We start from the raw sequence: 19,755 nt of genomic DNA, 5'->3' as shown, positions 1-19,755 counted from the left end.
GCGCCACCTGCCGGCCCGCCCTCGCCCCCGCTCCGTCAGGAGACCTCGCCCATGTCAGAGCCGGAGATCGATGCCATCGTCCTCGATGTGCTCGGCACGCTCGTCGACGAACCCACCGGCATCCGCGCCGGTATCCGCCAACTCGCCCCCGCGCTCGACGATTCCGGGATCGAGCGGCTGTTGTCGCTGTGGCAGCGGCACATCGACCGCGAGCAGCGCCGCGTCCTCGACGGCGCCCGGCCCTACGTCACCACCGAGCTCCTCGACCACGAAGCCGCCCGGCTCGTCGCCGACGCGGCCGGAGTCGAGGACCCGGCCGCCGTGGCGGCGCTGGCCCTGTCCGGCCGTCGGCTCCCGCCGTGGCCCGACACGGTGGCGGGGCTGGCCCGGCTCGCCCAACGTTTCCCACTGATCGGTCTCTCCAACGCGAGCCGGACGGCGCTGCTGGAGCTCAACGCCCATGCCGGACTGCGCTGGCACCAGGCCCTGTCCGCCGAGGACGCCCGGACCTACAAGCCGGACCCGGCGGTCTACGAGCTGGCCGTCACGGTCTCCGGACGGCCGCCGGAGCGGCTGCTGATGGTCGCCGCCCACGCCTGGGACCTGCGCGGTGCGCAGACCCTCGGCCTGCGCACCGCCTGCGTCGCCCGCCCCGTCGGCGACCCGCCCGCGTCCTCGGATCACTTTGACCTGTACGCCGACGGCCTGGCCGATCTGGCCGATCAACTCGACAGGAGCTTGCTCCCGCAATAGTCAGCGCTTGCAATCATCCGCGTATGCAACTATTGTCTCGAGTCACCTCGCGTATCCGCGAAACAACCCGCGAACGGAACGGCTGGAGCGATGACGACCCGGACCCCCGAGCAGATCTTCCATGACCACGGCCAAGCGCTCGGCTCGGGCGACCTGGACCGGATCAGTGCCAACTACGCGGAGGACGCGGTCTTCGTCACGCCCTCCGGTGTGCTGCGGGGCCGCGAAGGGGTGAAGCGGGGCATCGGCGCGCTGCTCGGCGATCTCCCCAACGCCGCCTGGGAGTTGAAGCCCCAGTTGGCGGATGACGTCCTCTTCCTCGAGTGGTCGGCCGCCACCGCCCATGCGCGGGTGGGGGACGGAGTCGACACCTTCGTCTTCCGCGACGGCCTCATCCAGGCCCAGACCGTGCGCTACACCCTGGTCGCCGAAGAGGGCTGACCCGTCTCGCCCAGGGAGTGTCCGGCGGATCGTGACGCCTGCGGCGGGCTGTCCCCTCCCCGCCACGCGGCGGAGCCGCACATCGATGCCGCGGGAAGGGGCGGGGAGGGGAAAGATCCGCCGGACACCCCCCTAGCGCACCAGGGGGAGGAAGACCGTGTCCACGATCTCTTCGAGGGCGTCGTCGGGCACGGGGGCGAAGGTCGTGAGGATTTCATGGCGCAGCAGGTCGAAGGGGAGCGACTTGACGCGTTCGGTGAGGCGTTCCGGTGTGACCTCGCCGCGGTCCACGGCGCGGGCGAAGAGCGCGTCGAGAGCTTCCGCGCGCCCCGTCACGAGGGGGTCGCGCAGATCGCCGGGGCTGTTTCCGGTCTCCTGGTGGTAGTCGGCCAGGTGCATGCTCATGATGGTGATGAACTGGACGCGGGTGGAGTTGATCTCCCGCATGAGGGTGAGGATGTCCTCCCGCAGGCTCCCCGTGTCGGGAACGTCGAGGCGGAACTGGTTCAGGGTGTGGACGATGGCCGCCCGGACGAGGTCGTCGCGGTTGGACCAGCGGCGATAGAGAACGGGCGGGCTGGTGCCCGCGCGCTTGACGACGGCGTCCATGGTGAACCTGGCGTAGCCGGTGTCCGTGAGTTCTTCCCAGGCCGCATCGAGGAGCGCCTTCTCCAGTGCCGCTCCGCGGCGTCGCTCGGGCATGCGTCCCTCCCTTAGATAGACTTGCCTTTCTTATCCTAGCGCCTTACTCTGGCCGCCGTAAGATAGATCGCTGTATCTTAAGGTGGCCGTTCATGAGCACTCCTCCCAATCGGTCCGACCCCACATCCGCGGCGGCGGACCCAGATCGCGTAGATCCCGATCGTGTGGATCCCGATCGTGTAGATCCCGCCGTGTGGCGCATGGCGATCACCCTCATCGTGGGCGCCCTCGCCGTCGTCTTCGACACCACCATCGTCAGCGTCGCGCTCAACGACCTGGCGAGGGAACTCGACGCCCCGCTGGCCACCATCCAGTGGGTGAGCACCGGCTATCTGCTGGCGGTGTTCGTGACCATCCCACTCGCCGGATGGGCCCAGTCGCGGCTCGGCGGCCGGTATCTGTGGATCGCGGCCCTGGTCGTGTTCCTGCTCGGCTCGGTCCTGAGCGCGCTGGCGTGGAACGCGCCCAGCCTGATCGCTTTCCGCGTCGTCCAGGGCGGCGCGGGCGGCATGATGATGCCGCTCATGGCCACGTTGCTCATGCGGGCCGCCCAGGGCCGCAACATCGGCAAGGTCATGGCCATCATCACCGTGCCCACCGCACTCGGCCCGATCCTCGGCCCGGTCCTGGGCGGCCTCATCCTGCATCTGGCCGACTGGCGCTGGCTGTTCTTCGTCAACATTCCCTTCTGCGTCATCGGCGCCTGGCTCGCCTGGCGCAATCTGCCCGACGACCGACCGGCGCCCGACCGCCCCCGCGCCCGTCTGGACACCGTCGGGCTGCTCCTGCTCTGCCCGGGTTTCGCCGCCCTCGTCCACGGCCTCTCCCAGGTCGAGGGCAGTGCGGGCTTCGCCACCGCCAAGGTCCTCGTCCCGCTGGTCGGCGGACTCGTCCTGGTCGGGGGCTTCACCGCCTGGGCGCTCACCCGCACCACCGCCGCCCTGGTCAATGTGCGGCTGTTCCGCCACCGCGCGGTGGCCTCCTCCGCCACCCTGCTCCTCCTGGGCGGCATCTCCCTGTACGGGTCGATGATGCTGCTGCCCCTGTACTTTCAGCAGGTCCGCGGCGAGGACGCGCTCGGTGCCGGGCTGCTGCTCATCCCGCAGGGCGTCGGCGCGCTCCTGGCGCGCGGCCTGGCGGGCACGTACACCGATCGCATCGGCCCCCGCGGGGTCGCCTTCGCGGCATTCGCCTTGGTCGCCGCGGCCACCGTGCCGTTCGCCTTCGTCACCGCCGACACCAGCGAGGCCCTGCTCATGGCCGCGCTGTTCGTCCGCGGCATCGCCTTGGGCGCCGCCATGATCGCGCCCATGGGCGCCGCGTACGTCGGGCTGGAGCACGGGGAGATCCCCGACGCCAGCATCATCACCCGCGTCGCCCAGCAGCTCGGCGGCGCGGTGGGCATCGCCGTCCTCGCCGTCATCCTCCAGCACAGCACCGGCGGCGCCCACACCCCGGGCGCCCTGGCCGACGGCTTCGGCACCGCCTTCTGGTGGTCGGTGGCCCTCACCGCCGTCGCCGTCCCGCTGTGCCTGCTCCTGCCCAGCCTCCCCGAACCGGCGGCCTCCGACGACGCCGCCACAGCGGAAGCCGCCGCCGAGGCCTGAAACGCGACCGCTGGGCCCACCCCGGACGGCCGCGGACGGTGTGCACCCGACGTCGGCCGGTCACGCCGCGCTCGCGTCGGCCCGGCTGCGCCTGGTCGCGTGACCGTGCCGCGTCCTTGTCCCTGCTCACGGCCGTGTTAGCCGTGTTAGCCGACCGTTAGCGGAGCGGCAGCCTCGCGGTAGCGGGCCCGACCAGAGTTGGTGACGCACCGAGAAGACCACCACATCGACTGCCCCTGGGGGGGACCCGAAATGAGCTCCAACACCGCCGTCCGCACCGTTCGTCGCCGCACCCTGCGCGTTGCCGCCGCTGTCCTGATCGCAGCCGCCGGCTTCAGCCTGACCGCCTGCAACGACTCGGACGCCGCGAGCTCGAAGCCCGCGGCCTCCTCCGCCAGCTCCAGCAGCGCCTCCTCCGCCACCGGTGCGAAGGGCTCCGGTGGCAACGGAGCCAACGGCTCCGACGCCAAGGTCGACACCAAGTCGGCCGCCGCGCACGAGGCGGCATCCCCGGACCGCACCGAGACCCTGGCGGACGGCAGCACGGGCGAGATCTACAAGCTCGGCGACCAGCACTATCGCCTCAAGATCGTCAACGACGGTGACGTCCTGGCCACGTTCGAGGCGAATGGGCAGGACGCCGGGCTCGACGGCAACGGCATGTATGTCGTGCTCACGATGGGCGGCGAGGTCCAGTCCTGGATGGGCGGCGAGCACCAGGGCCCGGGCACCTTCAAGCTCGCGGGCGGTTGGACGGCCAAGGTGACGAAGGTCGGCGAGGGCCACTACCGTGCGAAGATCATCGGCCACGGTGACGTCATGGGCACGATGGAGGCGAACGGACACGACGCCGGGCTCGACGCCAACGGCGTGTACATCGTGCTCAGCACCGGCGGTGTGATCAGCGCCCACGCGTAGCCCACGAGTAAACGTCAATGCCCGCCCGGCCGCTGCGGTGGAGTCACCTTCCGGTGGCTCCACCGCAGCGGCCGGTTGCTTTTCGGGTTTTCTCCGTAGACTGCCGGGCATGGCATGCCGCATCAGTGAACTGATCCTCGACTGTGCCGACCCCGAGCGGCTCGCCGCGTTCTGGAGCGAGGTCCTCGGCTATGTCGAAATCGGCCGGGAGGACGACGGAGGCATCGAGATCGGGCCGCCCGGCGTCGGCTTCGGCGGCTTGCAGCCCACCCTCATCCTCAGCCCCAGCAGCGATCCCCGGCCCGAGAAGCTCCGGCTGCACATCGACGTCAACGCCACCGACCGCGATCAGGACGCCGAGCTGGAGCGGCTGCTCGCGCTGGGCGCCAAGCCCGCAGACGTCGGTCAGACCGGCACCGAGGACTGGTACGTCCTGGCCGACCCCGAAGGCAACGAGTTCTGCCTCCTGCGCCGTCGGCTCCAGCCCCTCTGACCGGTTGACCGGCTGATCGGCTGACCGGCTTCGAAAAAACCAGTGGGGCGGCGCCGCTCCGCGCCATTACCGTTCTGCCGACCCAAGTCGTCCAGGCAGGGACGTGCCGTTGTACACCGTGTGAGACCTCCCAAGCGCTGATTTGTCGCGCGTCGCGCATCTGCGCCGCGCTCCTTTTTGCTGCGGATTTCTCACTGAAACCGGTGTACTTCTGTGCTCTCCAACTGGGTGGTCATGCCCACCTGCCTGCCGCTCGTTCGCCGCCGTTGTCACGCGTGCGCGTCCGAGCGCTTCCGGGCAAACGGTAAATTCCGCGTCAACGCGAACCACAAGCTCATCGACGCCTGGCTCCTCGTGCTCTGTACCGGGTGCGGGGAAACGGCGAAGCTCACGGTCTTCGAGCGGATGAATGTGCGCTCCGTGCGACCTGAGCTGCTCGATCGACTGCATGACAACGACCTCGGCCTGACAGCCGAGTTGCTCCAGGATCCGGTCGTGCGGCGCCGTCATCGCATCGCCCTCGACTGGAACAACGCCTGGCGCCTCGACACCGGCGGATCGGATCACCTGGACCGGGAGGTAGCCGATGTCTCGGTCCGCTTCGCGGCGCGGATCCCCGTCCGGCCGGTGCGGCTGATCGCTGAAGGCTTCGGTCTTTCGCGGGCCGAGGTCGAGAGGCTGATCACGGAGGAGAAGCTCGTTTCCGCGGTCCGGCTGAGCGGCAAGCTCACCGGCGACTTCACCTTCATGCTCAAGCGCTGAGCCCTCCTCGGGACCAGGGGCCTGTCCGGCACGACCCGCCGGACAGGCCCGACGGGCGTCCGCCGCGTGGCAGGGCTTCGCCCCAGGTCCCGGGGTCTGGGGCGAAGCCCCAGTTACGGGAAGGGGCGGGGAGGGGAACAACCCGCCGCAGGCGCCAAGGTCCGCCGGACAGGCCCCACGGGTGTCCGCCGCGTGCGTACGGTGAGGTAGGAGTAACCCTCGGCCGAGCCACCGTCCCGAGGGGTGGATGTGATCCGCGTCACTGCTCCGAGGTGCCCGTACGCGCCGCCCCCTCGTCCCGCGCCGCCAACTCACCCGAAACGCGCCCAGGTCGGCCGCCGGAGCGCAACGCGTCGGCCCTCCGCGCCGCCCCTCGCGACGCGCGCGTGGGCACCGTCACACGCCGAGGGATCGGCCCACGCGGAGCCGGTATGTAGCGTGCGCCCATGCACGCCACGGATGACTCGACCACCCCGCATGACCACGTCCTCGGACAGCGCGCCGCCGGAGGCTGGATGTTCCTCCTCGAGGCAGCCCGCGACATGCGCACCACCGGGGCCCTCGCCCCCAGCGGCAGGGCGCTGGCCCACGCGCTGACCGAGCCGGTGCGCTCTCAGGCGGGCCGGCCGCTGAGCGTCCTGGAGGCCGGTGCCGGTACCGGGTCGGTCACCCGTTCCCTGCTCCACCAGTTGCCGGCCGGCAGCCGCCTGGACATCGTCGAGGCCAACCCCCGCTTCACCGGTCGGCTGCGCGACCTCGTCCGCACCCACCCGCACCTGGCCGGACGGTCCGGGCGGATACGCGTGCACGAGGCGTACGTCGAGGAACTCGACGTACGCCGCCGTTACGACGCGATCATCTCGGCGCTGCCCTTCGCCAACTTCGATCCTCACCAGATCGAGGCGATCATGGGCCGGTATCTGGAGCTGCTGCGCCCCGGCGGCCTCCTGGCCTACTTCGCCTACCGCGGCACCCGGCAGGCCCGCAACCTGCTGCCCTCCCGGAGCCAGGCGCGGCGGCACCGGGCCGCCGAAGAGGTGCTGGCCGACTACCGCCGCCGCTACGCCACCGGCCGCAGCACGGTCTGGGCCAACCTGCCCCCGGCCGACGTCTGGCACCTGCGCCGCCCCACGGGCAGCCTCCCGGCCGCGGGCCGGACATCCGCCGGAGCCGCAGCCGGCTGGTGACCGTCAGTCATGGCCTTGCGGCAGCACGGCGGCGGGCGATTTTCTCATGCGGCGGCATCCCGGATTGACCGGCAAGGTGCTCGACCTTCCGCGTCCGGCACGACCCGCCGGACGGGCCGCTAGTCCCGAAACGAACCGTCCGCCCTGCGCGCGTGCCTCGACAGCAGGTGCTTGCACTGCGGGCAGTGCCGCCTGAACCCCTTCTTGATCAGGTAGCTGATGCCGATCGTCACCACATGCATCAGCCCCACCGCCGCGTTCTGGAACAGCCGCCCCAGCCACGACCTCGTACACGTCTCACAGTCCCGGCAACCGGCCGCCATGGCGTATCCCCCCAACTCGTCGCTGACCTGCCCCGCACCACCAGTGTGCGCAATGGAGAACACCGCCGGGCCGCCAACTGCCCTGCCTCCGCCGGGTTGTGACCGGCCCAGATCGCGTCCAGCACACGGCTGTGACATCGCGGCACCGCCATCGCGGCCGGGATGCCGCACCGGCCGTGACGTAGATCACGGAGAAAGGGTGACAGGGTGTTGTCGCGGGCGGCTGCGAACGTCGGCGGCATGACGATCACAGACGAGGACTGCCTCGCCGAAACCCTGGCCTTCAACGAGAAGTTCGAAGCCGACGCGGCGAGCCGGCCGGCCCGTGGGCCGGTGCCGAGCGCGGCCACGCTGGCGCTCCTGCGGCGCAATCGGCTCGGTGCCGACACCCCACCGGTGAGACTGGAGCACGGCCGGGACCGCGTCGTCGCGGGCGGGGTGAAGGTGCGGACGTTCGTGCCGGACCGCGTCGACGGCGTGCACCTGCACATCCACGGAGGCAGCTGGGCGTTCGGCTCCGCGGACGGGCAGGACGAGAGGCTCTGGCGGCTTGCCGTGGAGGCCCGGCTGGCGGTGGTGAGCGTGGAGTACCGCCTGGCGCCGGAGCATCCGTTCCCCGCCGGGCCCGACGACTGCGAGGCGGTCGCCCGGTGGCTGGTGGAGCACGCCGCGGCCGAGTTCGGTACCGAACGGCTGCTGATCGGCGGTGAATCGGCCGGTGCCCACCTGAGCGTCGTGACGCTGCTGCGCCTTCGCGACCGGCACGGCGTCACCGGCGCGTTCCGGGCGGCCCACCTGCTCTTCGGTCCCTACGACCTGTCGATGACACCGAGCGTGCGGTTGTTCGGCCCCCGACCGCTGCTGAGCAACACCGATTCGCTCCGGGGCGCCTATGAGCTGTTCACGCCGGGGATGGGGGCGGAGCGGCGCCGCGACCCCGAGGTCTCCCCGCTCTTCGCGGACCTGGCAGGTCTGCCACCCGCTCGCGTCGTCGTCGGCACCGAGGATCCGCTGCTGGACGACTCCCTTTTCCTGGCCCAGCGTTGGCGGTCGGCGGGCGCGCCCGTACGGCTCGACGTCATCGCCGGGGCGATGCACGGATTCACCCTGTTCCCCCTCACCATCACCGAGCGGGAACAGCGGCGTGAGCGGGACTTCCTGGCCACCGCGTGACGGTAGCGCCCTACCGCGTGACGGCAGCGTCCCGCCGCCTGACGGTAGCGTCCCACCGCGTGACGGTAGCGTCCCACCGCGTGACGGTAGCGTCCCACCGCGTGACGGCAGCGCCCTACCGCGTGACGGTAGCGTGTCGCCGCCTGACGGTAGCGTCGGCGCCATGAACCGCACCGCCCGGCTGTACGCGCTGGTGGAGGAGTTGCGCGCGGCCGCGCCGCGGCCACTGACGGTCGCGGCGCTCGCCGCGCGATTCGAGATCAGCACCCGCACGGTGCAGCGCGACCTCCAGGCGTTGATGGAGACGGGCGTTCCGGTGCGCACCACACCCGGGCGGGGCGGGGGCTGGTCCATCTCCCCGGAGATGACCCTGCCCCCGATCCGCTTCACCGCCGACGAAGCCTCCGCGCTGACCGCCGCGCTCGCCGCTGTCGGCGCCGCCACCCCTTACGCGGGCGCGGCCCGCACCGCGGCCCAGAAGATCGCCGCCTCGATGACCGGCCCCGCCTCGACGGCGGCCCGCGAACTCGCCGCACGGATCGTCACGCGCCCGACCCGGACCGACTCCGAGATCCGCACCGCCGTGGAACGGGCCCTCACCCACAACGTGGCGCTGCGGCTCTCCTACACCGACGCGGCCGGACGCGAAACCGACCGCGTCGTGGAACCGGCCGGACTGCTCACCGCCGACGGCCGCTGGTACCTCATCGCCTGGTGCCGCACCCGCCGCGCCGGCCGAGGCTTCCGCCTGGACCGCATCACCGCGGCGACCCCCACCGACGAGCGGTCCCAGCCCCACAACCTGCCCGAACTGCTCCTCGGCTCAACCGCCACCGACGCGGTCCGGCCCACCGCACTGGCTTCACTGGCCCCGCGAACCGACCCGGAGCCCCCCTCGCGGAGACTGAATGCGTGATTCCCCGGCTACCTTTGCCTCGATTATGGCGATGGTGGGCGATGCTGGGGGTGTGGTGGGGATGGAACCGGATCCGACGGGGATGCTCGAACGGCCGGGGAAACGGCCTCGGAAGATGATCTTCCGGCTGCTGGTCGCCTTGGGTCTGGCCGCCCTCGTCGGGTGGGGCCTGTGGCAATACCCGGAAGCCGAGCGGGTGGTCACGGGGGATCGGGCCGATGTGCTGGAGGTGCGGCGGTGCTCCACCCACAGCTACAAGGGCACCCCGCTGTACACCTGCCGCGCGACGTGGCGGTTCTCCGATGGGCGTACCGGCGAGGGGGATGTCGACGCGGGCGCCGAGCCGACGAGGAAGGGCGCCACCGTGTTCGCCGGCGATGACTGGGGATACGAATCGCGCGGCCAACTGCTGGGCTCGGTGCTGCCGAAGGCCGGGGCCTACCTGCTGGTCGTTGGCGAACTGGCCGTCCTGCTGGTCATCTCCCGGTTCGGGCTCAATCGCGGCTACACGCTGCCGCGGATCCGCTGACACCCTCACCCGGGGCGCGCCCGGAAGCCACATCCGGCAGCCCGTCGTGCGCGCGTGATTGACATGGACGCGTCGTCGCTATGACCGCTGCGCGGCAACTCGGACGCGAGCACGTAGCCGCCCGCGTCCAGCGGCCGGCCGCCTGCCGCCGGCCGCCGGCCGCCTGCCGCCGGCCGCTGAGCGCACTCAAGGGCCGGGCCTGGTGGCGCGGTTGCCACCGGGCCCGGCGCGGCCTCGGCGTTCCGCCGCCGGGGCGGGGAGGGCCCGCAGGCGTTCGGTGTGTCGGTTCTGGAGCGCGGTGGTGGACCGCAGGAAGTCCATGACCAGTTCCAACTGCTCCGCGCTGTACTTCGTGCCGAGTTCCCGCGCCCCGTCCTCGATGAGCGGGGCGATGAGCTCGTAGCAGCGCCGGCTCCCCTCCGAGGTCACCTTGACCACGCTCTTGCGGCGATCGACGGGGTGGGGGGCGCGGGTGAGCAGGCCGAGCCTCTCCAGCCGGTCGAGCATGGCGGTCACGCTGCCGGTGGTCAGTCCGAGCTGTCTGCTGAGCTCACGCGGGGAGAGCTCCTCGGCGTCGATCAGCAGCTCCAGGCACCGCAGATCGGTTTCGTTCACGCCGAGGAGCCGGGCGGTCTCGCGATCGGAGTCATCGACCGCGGCCTGGTAGCCCTGAATGACTTTGCCCAGCTCAGCGAGCACCCGTTCCTTCTCGTTCGCCAATCGGGATACCTCCTTGCCGACCAGATGGCTTGACAGTCGAGTCTCTTGATACTCAAGGTATATATGCCTTGGCATTCAAGATACCTGACTCTCAAGGGAAGCGATCCTCATGCATGTCTTGATCATCGGCGGCGGCACCGGCGGGATGTGCCTGGCCCACGGCCTGAAGAAGGCCGGTGTCTCGGTGGCCGTGTACGAGCGCTACAGCTCCCGCCGCGACGGTCTCTACGGCTACCGGGTCGGCATCGACCCCACCGGCAGCCGGGCGTTGCACGAGTGTCTGCCACCCGAGCTCTTCGACACCTTCGTCGCCACCGCTGCCCGGGAGCCGCGCCACTTCAACGTGCTCACCCAGTCCCTGCGCACCACCGCCACGTTCCAGCTGCCCCCGGCGCGCGACGCGGTCAACAGCGAGCGCTCGGTGTCCCGCGCGACCCTGCGCCAGGTGCTCTTCACCGGCATGGACGACGTCGTGCACTACGGCAAGGAGTTCACCCGCTACGAGCGGCACCCCGACGGCACGATCTCCGCCCACTTCGGCGACGGCACCACCGCGACCGGCGACCTCCTGATCGCCGCCGACGGCACCCGCTCGGCCGTGCGCCGGCAGTTCCTGCCCCATGCCGAGATCAAGGACGCCGGTGTCACCGCCATCGCCACCAAGACCGCGCTCACGCCCGAGACCCGCGCCCTGCTGCCGGACGAGGCGCTCAACGGCCTCTCCTTGATCTTCGGTACGAAGGGCATGATCGGCATGCTGCACGTCATGACGTTCAAGCGGGACGCCCAGGGCGGTTGGCCGGGGCTGGAGCTCGACACCGACCGCGACTACATCAACCTGTCCATCTGGAGCTCTCACGCTCACTTCCCCGAGGACACGACCCGGCGGCGCGGGCGGCGGCTCATCGCGACCGCCCTGGAAGCGGCCGCCAACTGGCACCCCAATCTGCGCCGGATCTTCGAGCTGTCGGATCCGGAGGCCGCGTTCCCGCTGAAGATAGCGACCTCGGTTCCCATCGACCCGTGGCCGACGACCAACATCACCCTGCTCGGCGACGCCATTCACACCATGACCCCCGGCCAGGGCGTCGGCGCCAACACCGCACTGCGCGACGCCAGACTGCTGTGCCGCGAGCTGACCGCCGTCGCGGGCGGGCGCAAGCGGCTGCCGGCCGCGATCGGCGACTACGAGGCCGAGATGATCCCCTACGGCTTCGCGCGCGTCGCCGAATCCCTCACCAGCAATGGCACCAGCGGCGACGACCCGCTCTTCCGGCCCGTCACGGGTCTCTTCGCGCTCTTCGCCGCCCGCAGCTACTTCGCCGCGACCAGCAGGGTCCCCGCCCTGCGCCGTAAGTTCCTGGCCGACCTCTCCACCTACCGTGGCGAGGACTTGGCCAGATCGTGAGGCCCACCCTCCGCTGTGGGGTCACGCTTCACCGCACGGGAAATGCCACCCCGGTGAGCTCCTCGGAGACGGTCCACAGGCGCTGCTGGACTGCCTGGTCGTGGGAGTCGGGGCTGGAGGTGACCAACTTCGGGTAGCCGCGGATCTCCCCCCGGTTGCCGGGGCCGTAGTACTGGCCGCCGATGACGGCCGGATCGGTGGCGGCGCGCAGGGTGGGCAGGGCGCCCATCTCGGCCTTCTGGGTGAGCAGCGGCGCGAGCCAGGTGATGGGCACGCGAAGCGCGGCGGGCGTGTTGCGGGCGAGCTCGGTGTTGGACACGCCGGGATGGGCGGCCACCGCGACCGTGGTGCCGTGCGGTGCGAGCCGGCGCTGTAGTTCGTACGTGAACATCAGGTTGGCGAGTTTGGCCTGGCCGTAGGCGGCGACGCGGCTGTACGAGCGCTCCCAGTGCAGGTCGTCGAAGTGGATGGCCGCCCGGATGCGGTGACCGGTGCTGCTGACCGTCACGACGCGGGAGCCGGGGACGGGCAGGAGCCGGTCCAGCAGCAGGCCGGTCAGGGCGAAGTGGCCGAGGTGGTTGGTGCCGAACTGAAGCTCGAAGCCGTCGGCGGTGGTCTGCCGCGGGGTGTACATCACGCCCGCGTTGTTGATCAGAAGGTCGATGCGCGGGTGGGCCGCGCGCAGGTCGGCCGCCGCGGACCGGATCGAGTCCAGGGAGGCCAGGTCGAGGGCCTGGACGGTGACGTCGCCGGTGATGTGGGCAGCTGCCTGCTTGCCCTTCTCCACGTCGCGGACCGCCAGGACCACCGCCGCCCCGCGCGCCGCGAGCATCCGGGCGGTCTCGAAGCCCAGCCCGGTGTTGGCGCCGGTCACGATCGCCACCCGGCCGTGCTGATCAGGGATGTGCTGCTCTGTCCAGTTGCCGCTCATGAGGTACCCCTTAAAGAACCGCCGGTCTGTTATGAGGGTCAACGTAAGAGACCGCCGGTCTCCTGTCAAGAGACCGGTGGTCTTTAAGCTAGGCTGAGGGCGTGACATTTCAGCGGGCGCGAAGCGAGGAGCAGCGGGAGATCCGCCGCCGGGCGATCCTGGACACGGCGGCGGCGATGCTCGACGAGATGCCCGTGGCCGAGGTGAGCCTCAACGAGCTCAGCCGGCGGGTGGGCCTGGCCAAGTCGAACGTCCTGCGGTATTTCGAGTCGCGCGAGGCGGTACTGCTCGAACTGCTGGACGTCTTTCTGGAGAGCTGGCTAGCCGAGCTGGCGGACGAGCTGGCCGCGGGCATCGAGGGGCATGCGGCGCCGGAAGTACGGGCGGGCCAGCTGGCCGAGATCCTCAGTCGGTCGCTGGCGGGCCGGGTGGTGCTGTGCGACCTCTTCGGCGCGCAGGGCGGCGTCCTTGAGCACAACGTCTCGGTCGAGGTGGTCAAGCGGCACAAGCGCTCCTCCCTCACGCGGCTCGCGGCCATGACCGAGCTCGTGCGCCGCCACCTGCCCGAACTCGGCGACGGCGCGCAGCTGTTCTGCCTGATGAGCCTGGTCTCGGCGGGTGCCCTGTCGGCGTACGTCCCGCCGCCGCCCAGCGTCCTTGCCGCCTACGCGGACGAGCCCGCCCTCGGTGTGCTCCACATGGAGTTGCGTGACGCTCTGCGGGTCTCCTTCACCTCGGCGCTCCTGGGCGTGCTGCCGCGCGCCTGAATCTTTCCGTTTGCTGTGAGGGAAGACGGCCCGCCTACCGTAGCTCGAACCAGATGTGCTTGCCGGTGGGGCGTAGGCCGTTCTCCCAGGTGACGCCCCACGCGTAGGCCAGCTCCCGCATCAGGAACAGGCCGCGTCCACCCTCCTCGTCGGGTTTGGCGTCGCGGGGGTACGGGTGACGGTCCGGGGAGCCGTCGCGTACGGCGATCGTCGCGATGCGGTCGCGGACGAGGGTGTCGATGTGGATCAGCTGGGTGTTGGTGTGCTGATTGACGTTCGTCACGGCCTCGGAGACCAGGAGTTTCGCCGTGTCCGCGAGGTCGTGCAGGTCGTTGGCCTGGAGAAGGGCGGCGATGGCGTCGCGGCAGACCCTGGGGCTCTTGGGGGAGTTGGGGGCGCTGAGGCGGTAGGCGTACGGAAGGTTTGCGGCTTCGGGCATGGCGGTTCTCCCAACGCGGTGCGTGGCCTGTTCGTCACGCTGTGGTGAGGACCATAGGGCATCGTGGGTAACCAGTTCCACCGTTGTGGTGGAACTGGTTACGATGTGGGATCGTCGTCCCAGGTACCGGAGAGGGGAACGCGTGGGGCAGAGGACGGCCACGACCGCGAGGCAGCGGCGCCTCGGTACAGAGCTGCGCAAGATGCGCGAGCGGGCAGGCATGAGCGTGGTGGAAGCCGGTCAGCTCCTCGGCGTGAACCGCACTCGCATCAGCAACATCGAGGCTGCGCGCTTCGGCGTGAGCGAGGACCGCATCAGAACGCTCGCGACCATCTACTCCTGTATGGACAGGGCGTATGTCGACGCTCTCGTCGCCATGAATGAGGAACGCGTCCGCGGCTGGTGGGAGGATTACCGGGGCAAGACTCCGGCGAACGCACTCGACTTGGCCGAGCTCGAACATCACGCGGTGGCCATGCGCTCGGCGCAGATCATGCATGTGCCGGGCCTGCTCCAGACAGAGGATTACGCGAAGGCCGTGTTCTCCACCGCCACGTCCAGCCCCACGCCGACGCAGTTGCGGGCCAGCATTTCCTACCGACTCAGGCGCCGGGACGTACTGGACAGGGACACTCCGCCGGAGTGCACCTTCCTCATCCATGAGGCCGCGCTGAGAATGGAGTTCGGCGGGCCGAAGGTGATGCGGGCACAGTTGGAGCAGCTGATCGAGTCGTCGCAGCGGAGCAACGTGACCGTGCGCGTGGTTCCGTTCTCGGCGGGCGGGTTCTCAAGCCCAGGCATGAGCACGCTCTACGCATTCGGGCCGGTCCGGCAACTGGACACCGTGCAGGCCGATACGCCCTCGGGCGCTGCCTTCCTCGATACGGAAGCGCACCTCGAACGCTACGGCAGTATCTTGGACCAGATGGAAGCCTTGGCCCTTACACCAGAGGCCACGAGCGACCTCATCCGCGAGATAGCACAGCAACTCTGACCCACAGGAGATGCCCCGACATGCACTGGCGGAAGTCCTCGTACTCCGGAGAGGATGCCGAGCACAACTGTGTGGAACTCGGCTGCGCGCCGGGCGCCATACTCCTCCGCGAGAGCGATGATCCCGGCGTCATGATCACAACCACCCCAGATGCTCTCCGGGGACTTGTCGCGAGGATCAAGACCGGCGGGTTTGACCACATGGCTGGCTGAGGGGGACATGCATCACTGGCGGAAGTCCTCGTACTCAGGTGACGCGGCCAACAACTGCGTCGAGCTGGCCCGAACACCGGACACCGTCCTTATGCGCGAGAGCGACGAACCGCACACCGTGATCGCAACCACCCCCGCCGCCCTCCGGGCGCTCACGCGGGCCGCCCGGGCCGGGCGGTTCGATCAGCTGTCCCGCTAGGGGACAATGGGCGCCATGAGTCTGTTCCGCGACGACGGCATCGTGCTGCGCACCCAGAAGCTGGGGGAGGCGGACCGGATCATCACCCTGCTCACCCGCAACAACGGCCGGGTCCGCGCCGTCGCGCGGGGCGTGCGGCGGACGAAGTCGAAGTTCGGCGCGCGGCTCGAACCGTTCAGCCACGTCGACGTGCAGTTCTTCTCACGCGGGGGCGGCGAGCTGATCGGGCGCGGGCTGCCGCTCTGCACGCAGAGCGAGACCATCGCTCCGTACGGTGGCTCGATCGTCACCGACTACGCCCGCTACACCGCCGGTACGGCCATGCTGGAGACGGCCGAGCGGTTCACCGACCACGAGGGCGAACCCGCCGTACAGCAGTATCTGCTGCTCGTCGGCGCGCTGCGCACCCTCGCCGCCGGGGATCATGAGCCGCATCTCGTCCTGGACGCGTTTCTGCTCCGTTCCCTCGCCGTGAACGGCTACGCACCGAGTTTCGACGACTGCGCCAAGTGCGGGATGCCCGGTCCGAACCGGTTCTTCTCGGTCGGCGCGGGCGGGGTCATCTGCGGAGAGTGCCGGGTGCCCGGAAGCGTCGTACCCTCGGCGGAGTCGCTGACGCTGCTGGGCGCGCTGCTGACGGGCGACTGGGAGACGGCGGACGCGTGTGAGCTGCGGCATGCCCGGGAGGGCAGCGGGCTGGTGGCGGCGTATTTGCACTGGCACCTGGAGCGGGGACTTCGGTCGCTGCGGTACGTAGAGAAGTAGCAGCAGAAGCAGTAGCACGAGAGCAAGGGCTGAGGGAGACATGGCAGGCATCGCAGGACGCGGGTTTCTGGGCCGACAGCGGCGCGAGTACCGGACCCCGGAACCGCACCCGTCCGGGGCCAGGCCGCCGAAGATCCCCGGTGAGCTGGTGCCGCAGCACGTGGCCTGCGTGATGGACGGCAACGGCCGCTGGGCCAAGGAGCGCGGGCTGCCGCGCACCGAGGGGCACAAGGTCGGCGAGGGCGTCGTGATGGACGTGCTCAAGGGCTGCCTCGAGATGGGGGTCAAGAACCTCTCCCTCTACGCCTTCTCGACCGAGAACTGGAAGCGCTCGCCCGACGAGGTGCGCTTCCTGATGAACTTCAACCGCGATGTCATCCGCCGCCGCCGCGACGAGATGGACGCGATGGGCGTCCGGATCCGCTGGGCGGGCCGGATGCCGAAGCTGTGGAAGTCGGTGGCGCAGGAGCTCCAGGTCGCCCAGGAGCAGACCAAGGACAACGACGCCATGACGATGTACTTCTGCATGAACTACGGCGGCCGCGCGGAGATCGCGGACGCGGCGAAGGCGCTGGCGGAGGACGTCCGGGCGGGTCGGCTCGATCCGTCGAAGGTGAACGAGAAGACGTTCGCGAAGTACCTCTACTACCCGGACATGCCGGATGTGGATCTCTTCCTGCGCCCGTCCGGCGAGCAGCGCACGTCCAACTACCTGATCTGGCAGAGCGCGTACGCCGAGATGGTGTACCAGGACGTGCTGTGGCCGGACTTCGACCGCCGTGATCTGTGGCGGGCGTGCCTGGAGTACGCCTCGCGGGACCGCCGCTTCGGCGGGGCGATCCCCAACGAGGAGCAGCTGAAGAAGGACTCCCAGAAGGATTCCCACTCCGCGTAAGCGGTAGGAGCGCGGCCCGGACCGGCCCAGGCGGTAGGCCCGGACGCGACCCTCTTGATCCGCCTTACTCCGCCGCCACGATGCGCTCCACCGCGGCCGCCACCAACTGATCCCGCTCCGCCTCCGTGAAGACGTCCGGCAAGGTGAGCTGCTCGACGATCAGCCAGTTCAGCGCCAGCATGAGCAGCTTGACGGCCGTGGCGTCGCCAGGGAGGCCCGACTCCTCGTGGTACGCGACGTTCGCGTCGAGATCGGCCCGGACCCGCTCGGTGAGGACCTTGCGCAGTTCGGGCCGGCGGGTGGCCTCGAGGCGGAGTTCCAGCAGCGCGAGATAGCCGGTGCGGAATGCGGCGACGCGGCTGACGAGCTCACGCATCAGCTCCGCGTAGGTCCCCCGGTCGCGGCCCGCCGCCCGCTGGCGGGCGATCGTGGCCTCGTCGGGCTGGAGCCGCTCATAGACGCGGGCGCCGGCCTGGGTGAGCAGATCGTCGCGGCTGCCGAAGTAGTTGGACGCGGTCCCGGCGGGCACGGCGGCCTCGGCGTCCACCGCGCGGAAGGTCAGGCCGCGTGCGCCTTCCCTGGCCAGCACCTCGATCGCGCCGTCCACGAGGGCGGCGCGCCGCTGGTCGTTCCGTCTCACCATTGACACCACTCCACCTGTAGTACTACGTTCCAACCACTACAACCAGAGTACTACGTCTGGAGCGACTAGAGATGCGAAAGCTCGTGTACTACGTCGGCGTCACGCTCGATGGCCGCATCGCGGGCCCCGGCGGCGAGTACGACTTCTTCCCCAGCGGCGACGAACAGCAGTCCGCCGCCTACTCGGCCTGGACCAACGCGCTGTTCCCCGAGACGGTCCCGACCGCCTACCGCGCGGCGGTCGGCCTGGCCGACGCGCCCAACCGGCACTTCGACACCGTCGTCATGGGTCTCGGCACCTACCGCCCCGCCCTCGACGCGGGGATCACCAGCCCGTACGCCCACCTGCGCCAGTACGTGGTGTCCAGCACCCTCAAGCCCGACACCGACCCGGCCGTCACCGTCGTGCCGGGCGACCCGCTCGCCCTCGTACGCGAGCTCAAGCGGGAGGACGGCGCGACGCTGAACGTATGGCTGTGCGGCGGTGGCAAGCTCGCGGGCGCTCTGCTGCCGGAGATCGACGAACTGGTGATCAAGAACTACCCCGTGGTCGCGGGTGCCGGGATTCCGGCCTTCGACGGCGCCTTCGATCCCACCGTCTTCGACGTCGCCGAGCGCACGGCCTTCCCCAACGGCGTCACGCTCACCCACCTCACCCGCCGCTAGGGCCTGTCTGGGGTTGTGATCTGGGCTCGCGGGGCGTGGCACGCACGCTCGCCGCGTTGCCGAAACGCCCTAGTAGCTCCGCTACGAGGGCCTTCCGGCGCCTTGCGATCGCACGCACCACGCCCCGCTCCCTGATCCAGATCACAACCCCAGACAGGCCCTAGTTGGGCTTGGTCGGGTTGGTCTCGGTTCTGGCATGTCACGGTGACAGGTGGGGCAGGCGCCGGTCCAGATCGCGAGGCCATTCGGCCGGCAGCCACCGTACGGGCAGTTCCGGGCCGTCGGCGGCCTTGCGGATTTCGCGTCCGACGAGGGGGGCATCAACACCCCAGGGCCTCGCGGCCGGCGTGACCGACTGCGCCCACCACCCACCACCCACGGAGAGGCGGCCGGTTCAGCCTGCCAGCTGCTGCAGCCATTCGCGCAGCAGAGCCGTCTCCGTGTCTCGCAGAGGTACCCCGGTGCCCGCAGCCGGGGGCCCGGTGGTGAGCGCGGTTTCCAGTGCGGCATCGAGGGCCAGCGCGCGCGAGGCCAGGTCCGACCCGGATGAGGCGGGCGGGTCCGTGGTGACCGAGGCGATGACGGTGTCCCGCAGCCGCGCCGAAGTGGTCAGGTCCCGCTCCGAGGGCTCGTCGCCGATCAGCGCCAGCGTGGCACCCGTTGTCGCCGCGTGGATGACGCGGGTCGCCTGCTCCACCGGAACCCGAAGGCGCCCGGCGTCGGCCGCCCGGCCCAGCAGTCTCACCAGCAGGGCGTGCGCCTCGTCCGCGGCCGGGGGTCGCCGCCCGGGCCGCACAGTGCCGTACATGAGCATGTAGAACGCGGGGTGCCGCAGTCCGAAGTCGACGTGCAGGTCCCAGCCGCGGTAGAGGTCGGCCACCGGGTCGTCGGGGGTCAGCGCCAGTGCCTCCCGTTTCTCGGCCAGGTACATCTCGAATCCGTAGGCGGCCAGCTCGGCCAGGAGTCCGTCCTTGTCGTCGAACATCCGGTAGAGCGCGGGGGCCGTGATGCCCGCGGCCGCGGCGACAGCGCGTGTGGAGACCGCCTCGCTGCCGCCCTCCTCCAAAAGCTTGGCGGCCACCTGCAGCACCTGGCGCCGCGCGGCGCGTCGTCCCTCGTTCATGGAACAACGATATCCCATTTTGCGTATCGCCGCTTTATCGGTGCTACTGTTTCAAGCGGAACGACGATCCATGCTGATGGCGGTCGGCGCCGGCCCGCGAGACCTGGGCATGCGCCACGCCCCGCCCGGGCCTCCGGTACCCGAAGCGTGGAGCAGTGCGGTCCACCGCCGCGGCGGGCAGCTCATCGTC

Annotated in this window: 24 protein-coding genes; 18 read left to right on the top strand and 6 right to left on the bottom strand. The window is 70.2% G+C overall.

All coding sequences use genetic code 11. The features are described 5' to 3' along the window. The first annotated feature begins 51 nt into the window (after positions 1 to 51). Together KHP12_RS19500 and KHP12_RS19495 are read left to right on the top strand one after the other, a co-directional pair. Positions 52 to 753: a haloacid dehalogenase type II gene (locus KHP12_RS19500; RefSeq protein ID WP_211833220.1), complete on the top strand. Its 702-nt coding sequence runs from the start codon at positions 52 to 54 to the stop codon at positions 751 to 753. A 90-nt stretch (positions 754 to 843) separates the two neighbouring features. After that, positions 844 to 1,194 carry a nuclear transport factor 2 family protein gene (locus KHP12_RS19495; RefSeq protein WP_086881121.1) on the top strand — a complete coding sequence of 117 codons (351 nt, stop codon included), beginning with the start codon at positions 844 to 846 and terminating at the stop codon, positions 1,192 to 1,194. A gap of 132 nt (positions 1,195 to 1,326) precedes the next feature. Here KHP12_RS19495 and KHP12_RS19490 read toward each other — a convergent pair whose 3' ends face one another. Further along, positions 1,327 to 1,896 (bottom strand): TetR/AcrR family transcriptional regulator, encoded by a 570-nt coding sequence (locus KHP12_RS19490; RefSeq protein ID WP_211833219.1) that lies wholly within the window; start codon positions 1,894 to 1,896, stop codon positions 1,327 to 1,329. 200 nt (positions 1,897 to 2,096) lie between these two features. Between KHP12_RS19490 and KHP12_RS19485 the strand changes: the two genes are divergently transcribed. From KHP12_RS19485 to KHP12_RS19450, 8 genes are all read left to right on the top strand, one after another. Beyond that, positions 2,097 to 3,503 carry an MDR family MFS transporter gene (locus KHP12_RS19485; protein ID WP_208652945.1) on the top strand — a complete coding sequence of 469 codons (1,407 nt, stop codon included), beginning with the start codon at positions 2,097 to 2,099 and terminating at the stop codon, positions 3,501 to 3,503. A gap of 252 nt (positions 3,504 to 3,755) precedes the next feature. Next, a complete protein-coding gene (locus KHP12_RS19480; protein ID WP_086881124.1) occupies positions 3,756 to 4,421 on the top strand; it encodes a hypothetical protein in 666 nt (221 codons plus the stop codon). Between the two features lie 109 nt (positions 4,422 to 4,530). Then, positions 4,531 to 4,914, top strand: a complete 384-nt coding sequence (locus KHP12_RS19475) for a VOC family protein (RefSeq protein WP_086881125.1) — start codon at positions 4,531 to 4,533, stop codon at positions 4,912 to 4,914. A gap of 213 nt (positions 4,915 to 5,127) precedes the next feature. Beyond that, entirely contained in the window at positions 5,128 to 5,676 is a 549-nt protein-coding gene (locus KHP12_RS19470; protein ID WP_086881126.1) for a DUF1062 domain-containing protein, read from the top strand. Between the two features lie 446 nt (positions 5,677 to 6,122). Next, positions 6,123 to 6,863 (top strand): class I SAM-dependent methyltransferase, encoded by a 741-nt coding sequence (locus KHP12_RS19465; protein WP_086881127.1) that lies wholly within the window; start codon positions 6,123 to 6,125, stop codon positions 6,861 to 6,863. 563 nt (positions 6,864 to 7,426) lie between these two features. Further along, positions 7,427 to 8,359 carry an alpha/beta hydrolase gene (locus tag KHP12_RS19460; protein WP_086881128.1) on the top strand — a complete coding sequence of 311 codons (933 nt, stop codon included), beginning with the start codon at positions 7,427 to 7,429 and terminating at the stop codon, positions 8,357 to 8,359. Between the two features lie 163 nt (positions 8,360 to 8,522). Next, positions 8,523 to 9,275: a helix-turn-helix transcriptional regulator gene (locus tag KHP12_RS19455; protein WP_211833217.1), complete on the top strand. Its 753-nt coding sequence runs from the start codon at positions 8,523 to 8,525 to the stop codon at positions 9,273 to 9,275. Positions 9,276 to 9,390: 115 nt separating this feature from the next. Continuing rightward, complete coding sequence (locus KHP12_RS19450) at positions 9,391 to 9,804, top strand: hypothetical protein (RefSeq protein WP_210609268.1); 414 nt, start codon at positions 9,391 to 9,393, stop codon at positions 9,802 to 9,804. A 186-nt stretch (positions 9,805 to 9,990) separates the two neighbouring features. Here the strand turns inward: KHP12_RS19450 and KHP12_RS19445 are convergent, their stop codons facing one another. Further along, complete coding sequence (locus KHP12_RS19445) at positions 9,991 to 10,524, bottom strand: MarR family winged helix-turn-helix transcriptional regulator (RefSeq protein ID WP_246643203.1); 534 nt, start codon at positions 10,522 to 10,524, stop codon at positions 9,991 to 9,993. A gap of 109 nt (positions 10,525 to 10,633) precedes the next feature. Between KHP12_RS19445 and KHP12_RS19440 the strand changes: the two genes are divergently transcribed. Then, complete coding sequence (locus KHP12_RS19440) at positions 10,634 to 11,932, top strand: FAD-dependent oxidoreductase (protein ID WP_086881132.1); 1,299 nt, start codon at positions 10,634 to 10,636, stop codon at positions 11,930 to 11,932. Positions 11,933 to 11,960: 28 nt separating this feature from the next. Here KHP12_RS19440 and KHP12_RS19435 read toward each other — a convergent pair whose 3' ends face one another. After that, positions 11,961 to 12,863 carry an SDR family NAD(P)-dependent oxidoreductase gene (locus KHP12_RS19435; protein ID WP_086881133.1) on the bottom strand — a complete coding sequence of 301 codons (903 nt, stop codon included), beginning with the start codon at positions 12,861 to 12,863 and terminating at the stop codon, positions 11,961 to 11,963. Between the two features lie 101 nt (positions 12,864 to 12,964). Here KHP12_RS19435 and KHP12_RS19430 point away from each other — a divergent pair, with 101 nt between their 5' ends. Then, the gene (locus KHP12_RS19430) at positions 12,965 to 13,630 is read left to right on the top strand and encodes a TetR/AcrR family transcriptional regulator (protein ID WP_211833215.1); all 666 of its coding nucleotides are present in this window, start codon (positions 12,965 to 12,967) and stop codon (positions 13,628 to 13,630) included. Positions 13,631 to 13,664: 34 nt separating this feature from the next. On the opposite strand, the gene KHP12_RS19425 is transcribed toward KHP12_RS19430, so the two are convergent. Then, on the bottom strand, positions 13,665 to 14,069 hold the full coding sequence (locus KHP12_RS19425) for an ATP-binding protein (RefSeq protein WP_211833214.1): 405 nt from the start codon (positions 14,067 to 14,069) through the stop codon (positions 13,665 to 13,667). 142 nt (positions 14,070 to 14,211) lie between these two features. On the opposite strand from KHP12_RS19425, the gene KHP12_RS19420 reads away from it, so the two are divergent. From KHP12_RS19420 to KHP12_RS19400, 5 genes are read left to right on the top strand one after another with little or no spacing between them, the layout of a single operon-like run. Then, positions 14,212 to 15,063 carry a helix-turn-helix domain-containing protein gene (locus tag KHP12_RS19420; RefSeq protein WP_086881135.1) on the top strand — a complete coding sequence of 284 codons (852 nt, stop codon included), beginning with the start codon at positions 14,212 to 14,214 and terminating at the stop codon, positions 15,061 to 15,063. Positions 15,064 to 15,083: 20 nt separating this feature from the next. Next, positions 15,084 to 15,275 (top strand): DUF397 domain-containing protein, encoded by a 192-nt coding sequence (locus KHP12_RS19415; RefSeq protein WP_086881136.1) that lies wholly within the window; start codon positions 15,084 to 15,086, stop codon positions 15,273 to 15,275. 7 nt (positions 15,276 to 15,282) lie between these two features. Next, positions 15,283 to 15,474, top strand: coding sequence for a DUF397 domain-containing protein (locus KHP12_RS19410; protein WP_086881137.1), 192 nt, complete (start codon positions 15,283 to 15,285; stop codon positions 15,472 to 15,474). 15 nt (positions 15,475 to 15,489) lie between these two features. Beyond that, entirely contained in the window at positions 15,490 to 16,239 is a 750-nt protein-coding gene (recO, locus tag KHP12_RS19405; RefSeq protein WP_044575559.1) for a DNA repair protein RecO, read from the top strand. Positions 16,240 to 16,288: 49 nt separating this feature from the next. After that, complete coding sequence (locus tag KHP12_RS19400; RefSeq protein ID WP_037946079.1) at positions 16,289 to 17,134, top strand: isoprenyl transferase; 846 nt, start codon at positions 16,289 to 16,291, stop codon at positions 17,132 to 17,134. A gap of 64 nt (positions 17,135 to 17,198) precedes the next feature. Here the strand turns inward: KHP12_RS19400 and KHP12_RS19395 are convergent, their stop codons facing one another. After that, complete coding sequence (locus tag KHP12_RS19395; RefSeq protein WP_086881138.1) at positions 17,199 to 17,777, bottom strand: TetR/AcrR family transcriptional regulator; 579 nt, start codon at positions 17,775 to 17,777, stop codon at positions 17,199 to 17,201. Positions 17,778 to 17,848: 71 nt separating this feature from the next. Between KHP12_RS19395 and KHP12_RS19390 the strand changes: the two genes are divergently transcribed. Further along, the gene (locus tag KHP12_RS19390; protein WP_086885720.1) at positions 17,849 to 18,442 is read left to right on the top strand and encodes a dihydrofolate reductase family protein; all 594 of its coding nucleotides are present in this window, start codon (positions 17,849 to 17,851) and stop codon (positions 18,440 to 18,442) included. Between the two features lie 394 nt (positions 18,443 to 18,836). On the opposite strand, the gene KHP12_RS19385 is transcribed toward KHP12_RS19390, so the two are convergent. Beyond that, positions 18,837 to 19,565, bottom strand: coding sequence for a TetR/AcrR family transcriptional regulator (locus KHP12_RS19385; protein ID WP_086885719.1), 729 nt, complete (start codon positions 19,563 to 19,565; stop codon positions 18,837 to 18,839). Positions 19,566 to 19,755: the final 190 nt, after the last annotated feature.

The organism is Streptomyces asiaticus (assembly GCF_018138715.1).
Taxonomy (GTDB): Bacteria; Actinomycetota; Actinomycetes; order Streptomycetales; family Streptomycetaceae; genus Streptomyces; species Streptomyces asiaticus.
The sequence above is the reverse complement of the archived record's forward strand: the minus strand, read 5'-3'. Positions and strand labels throughout refer to the sequence as shown.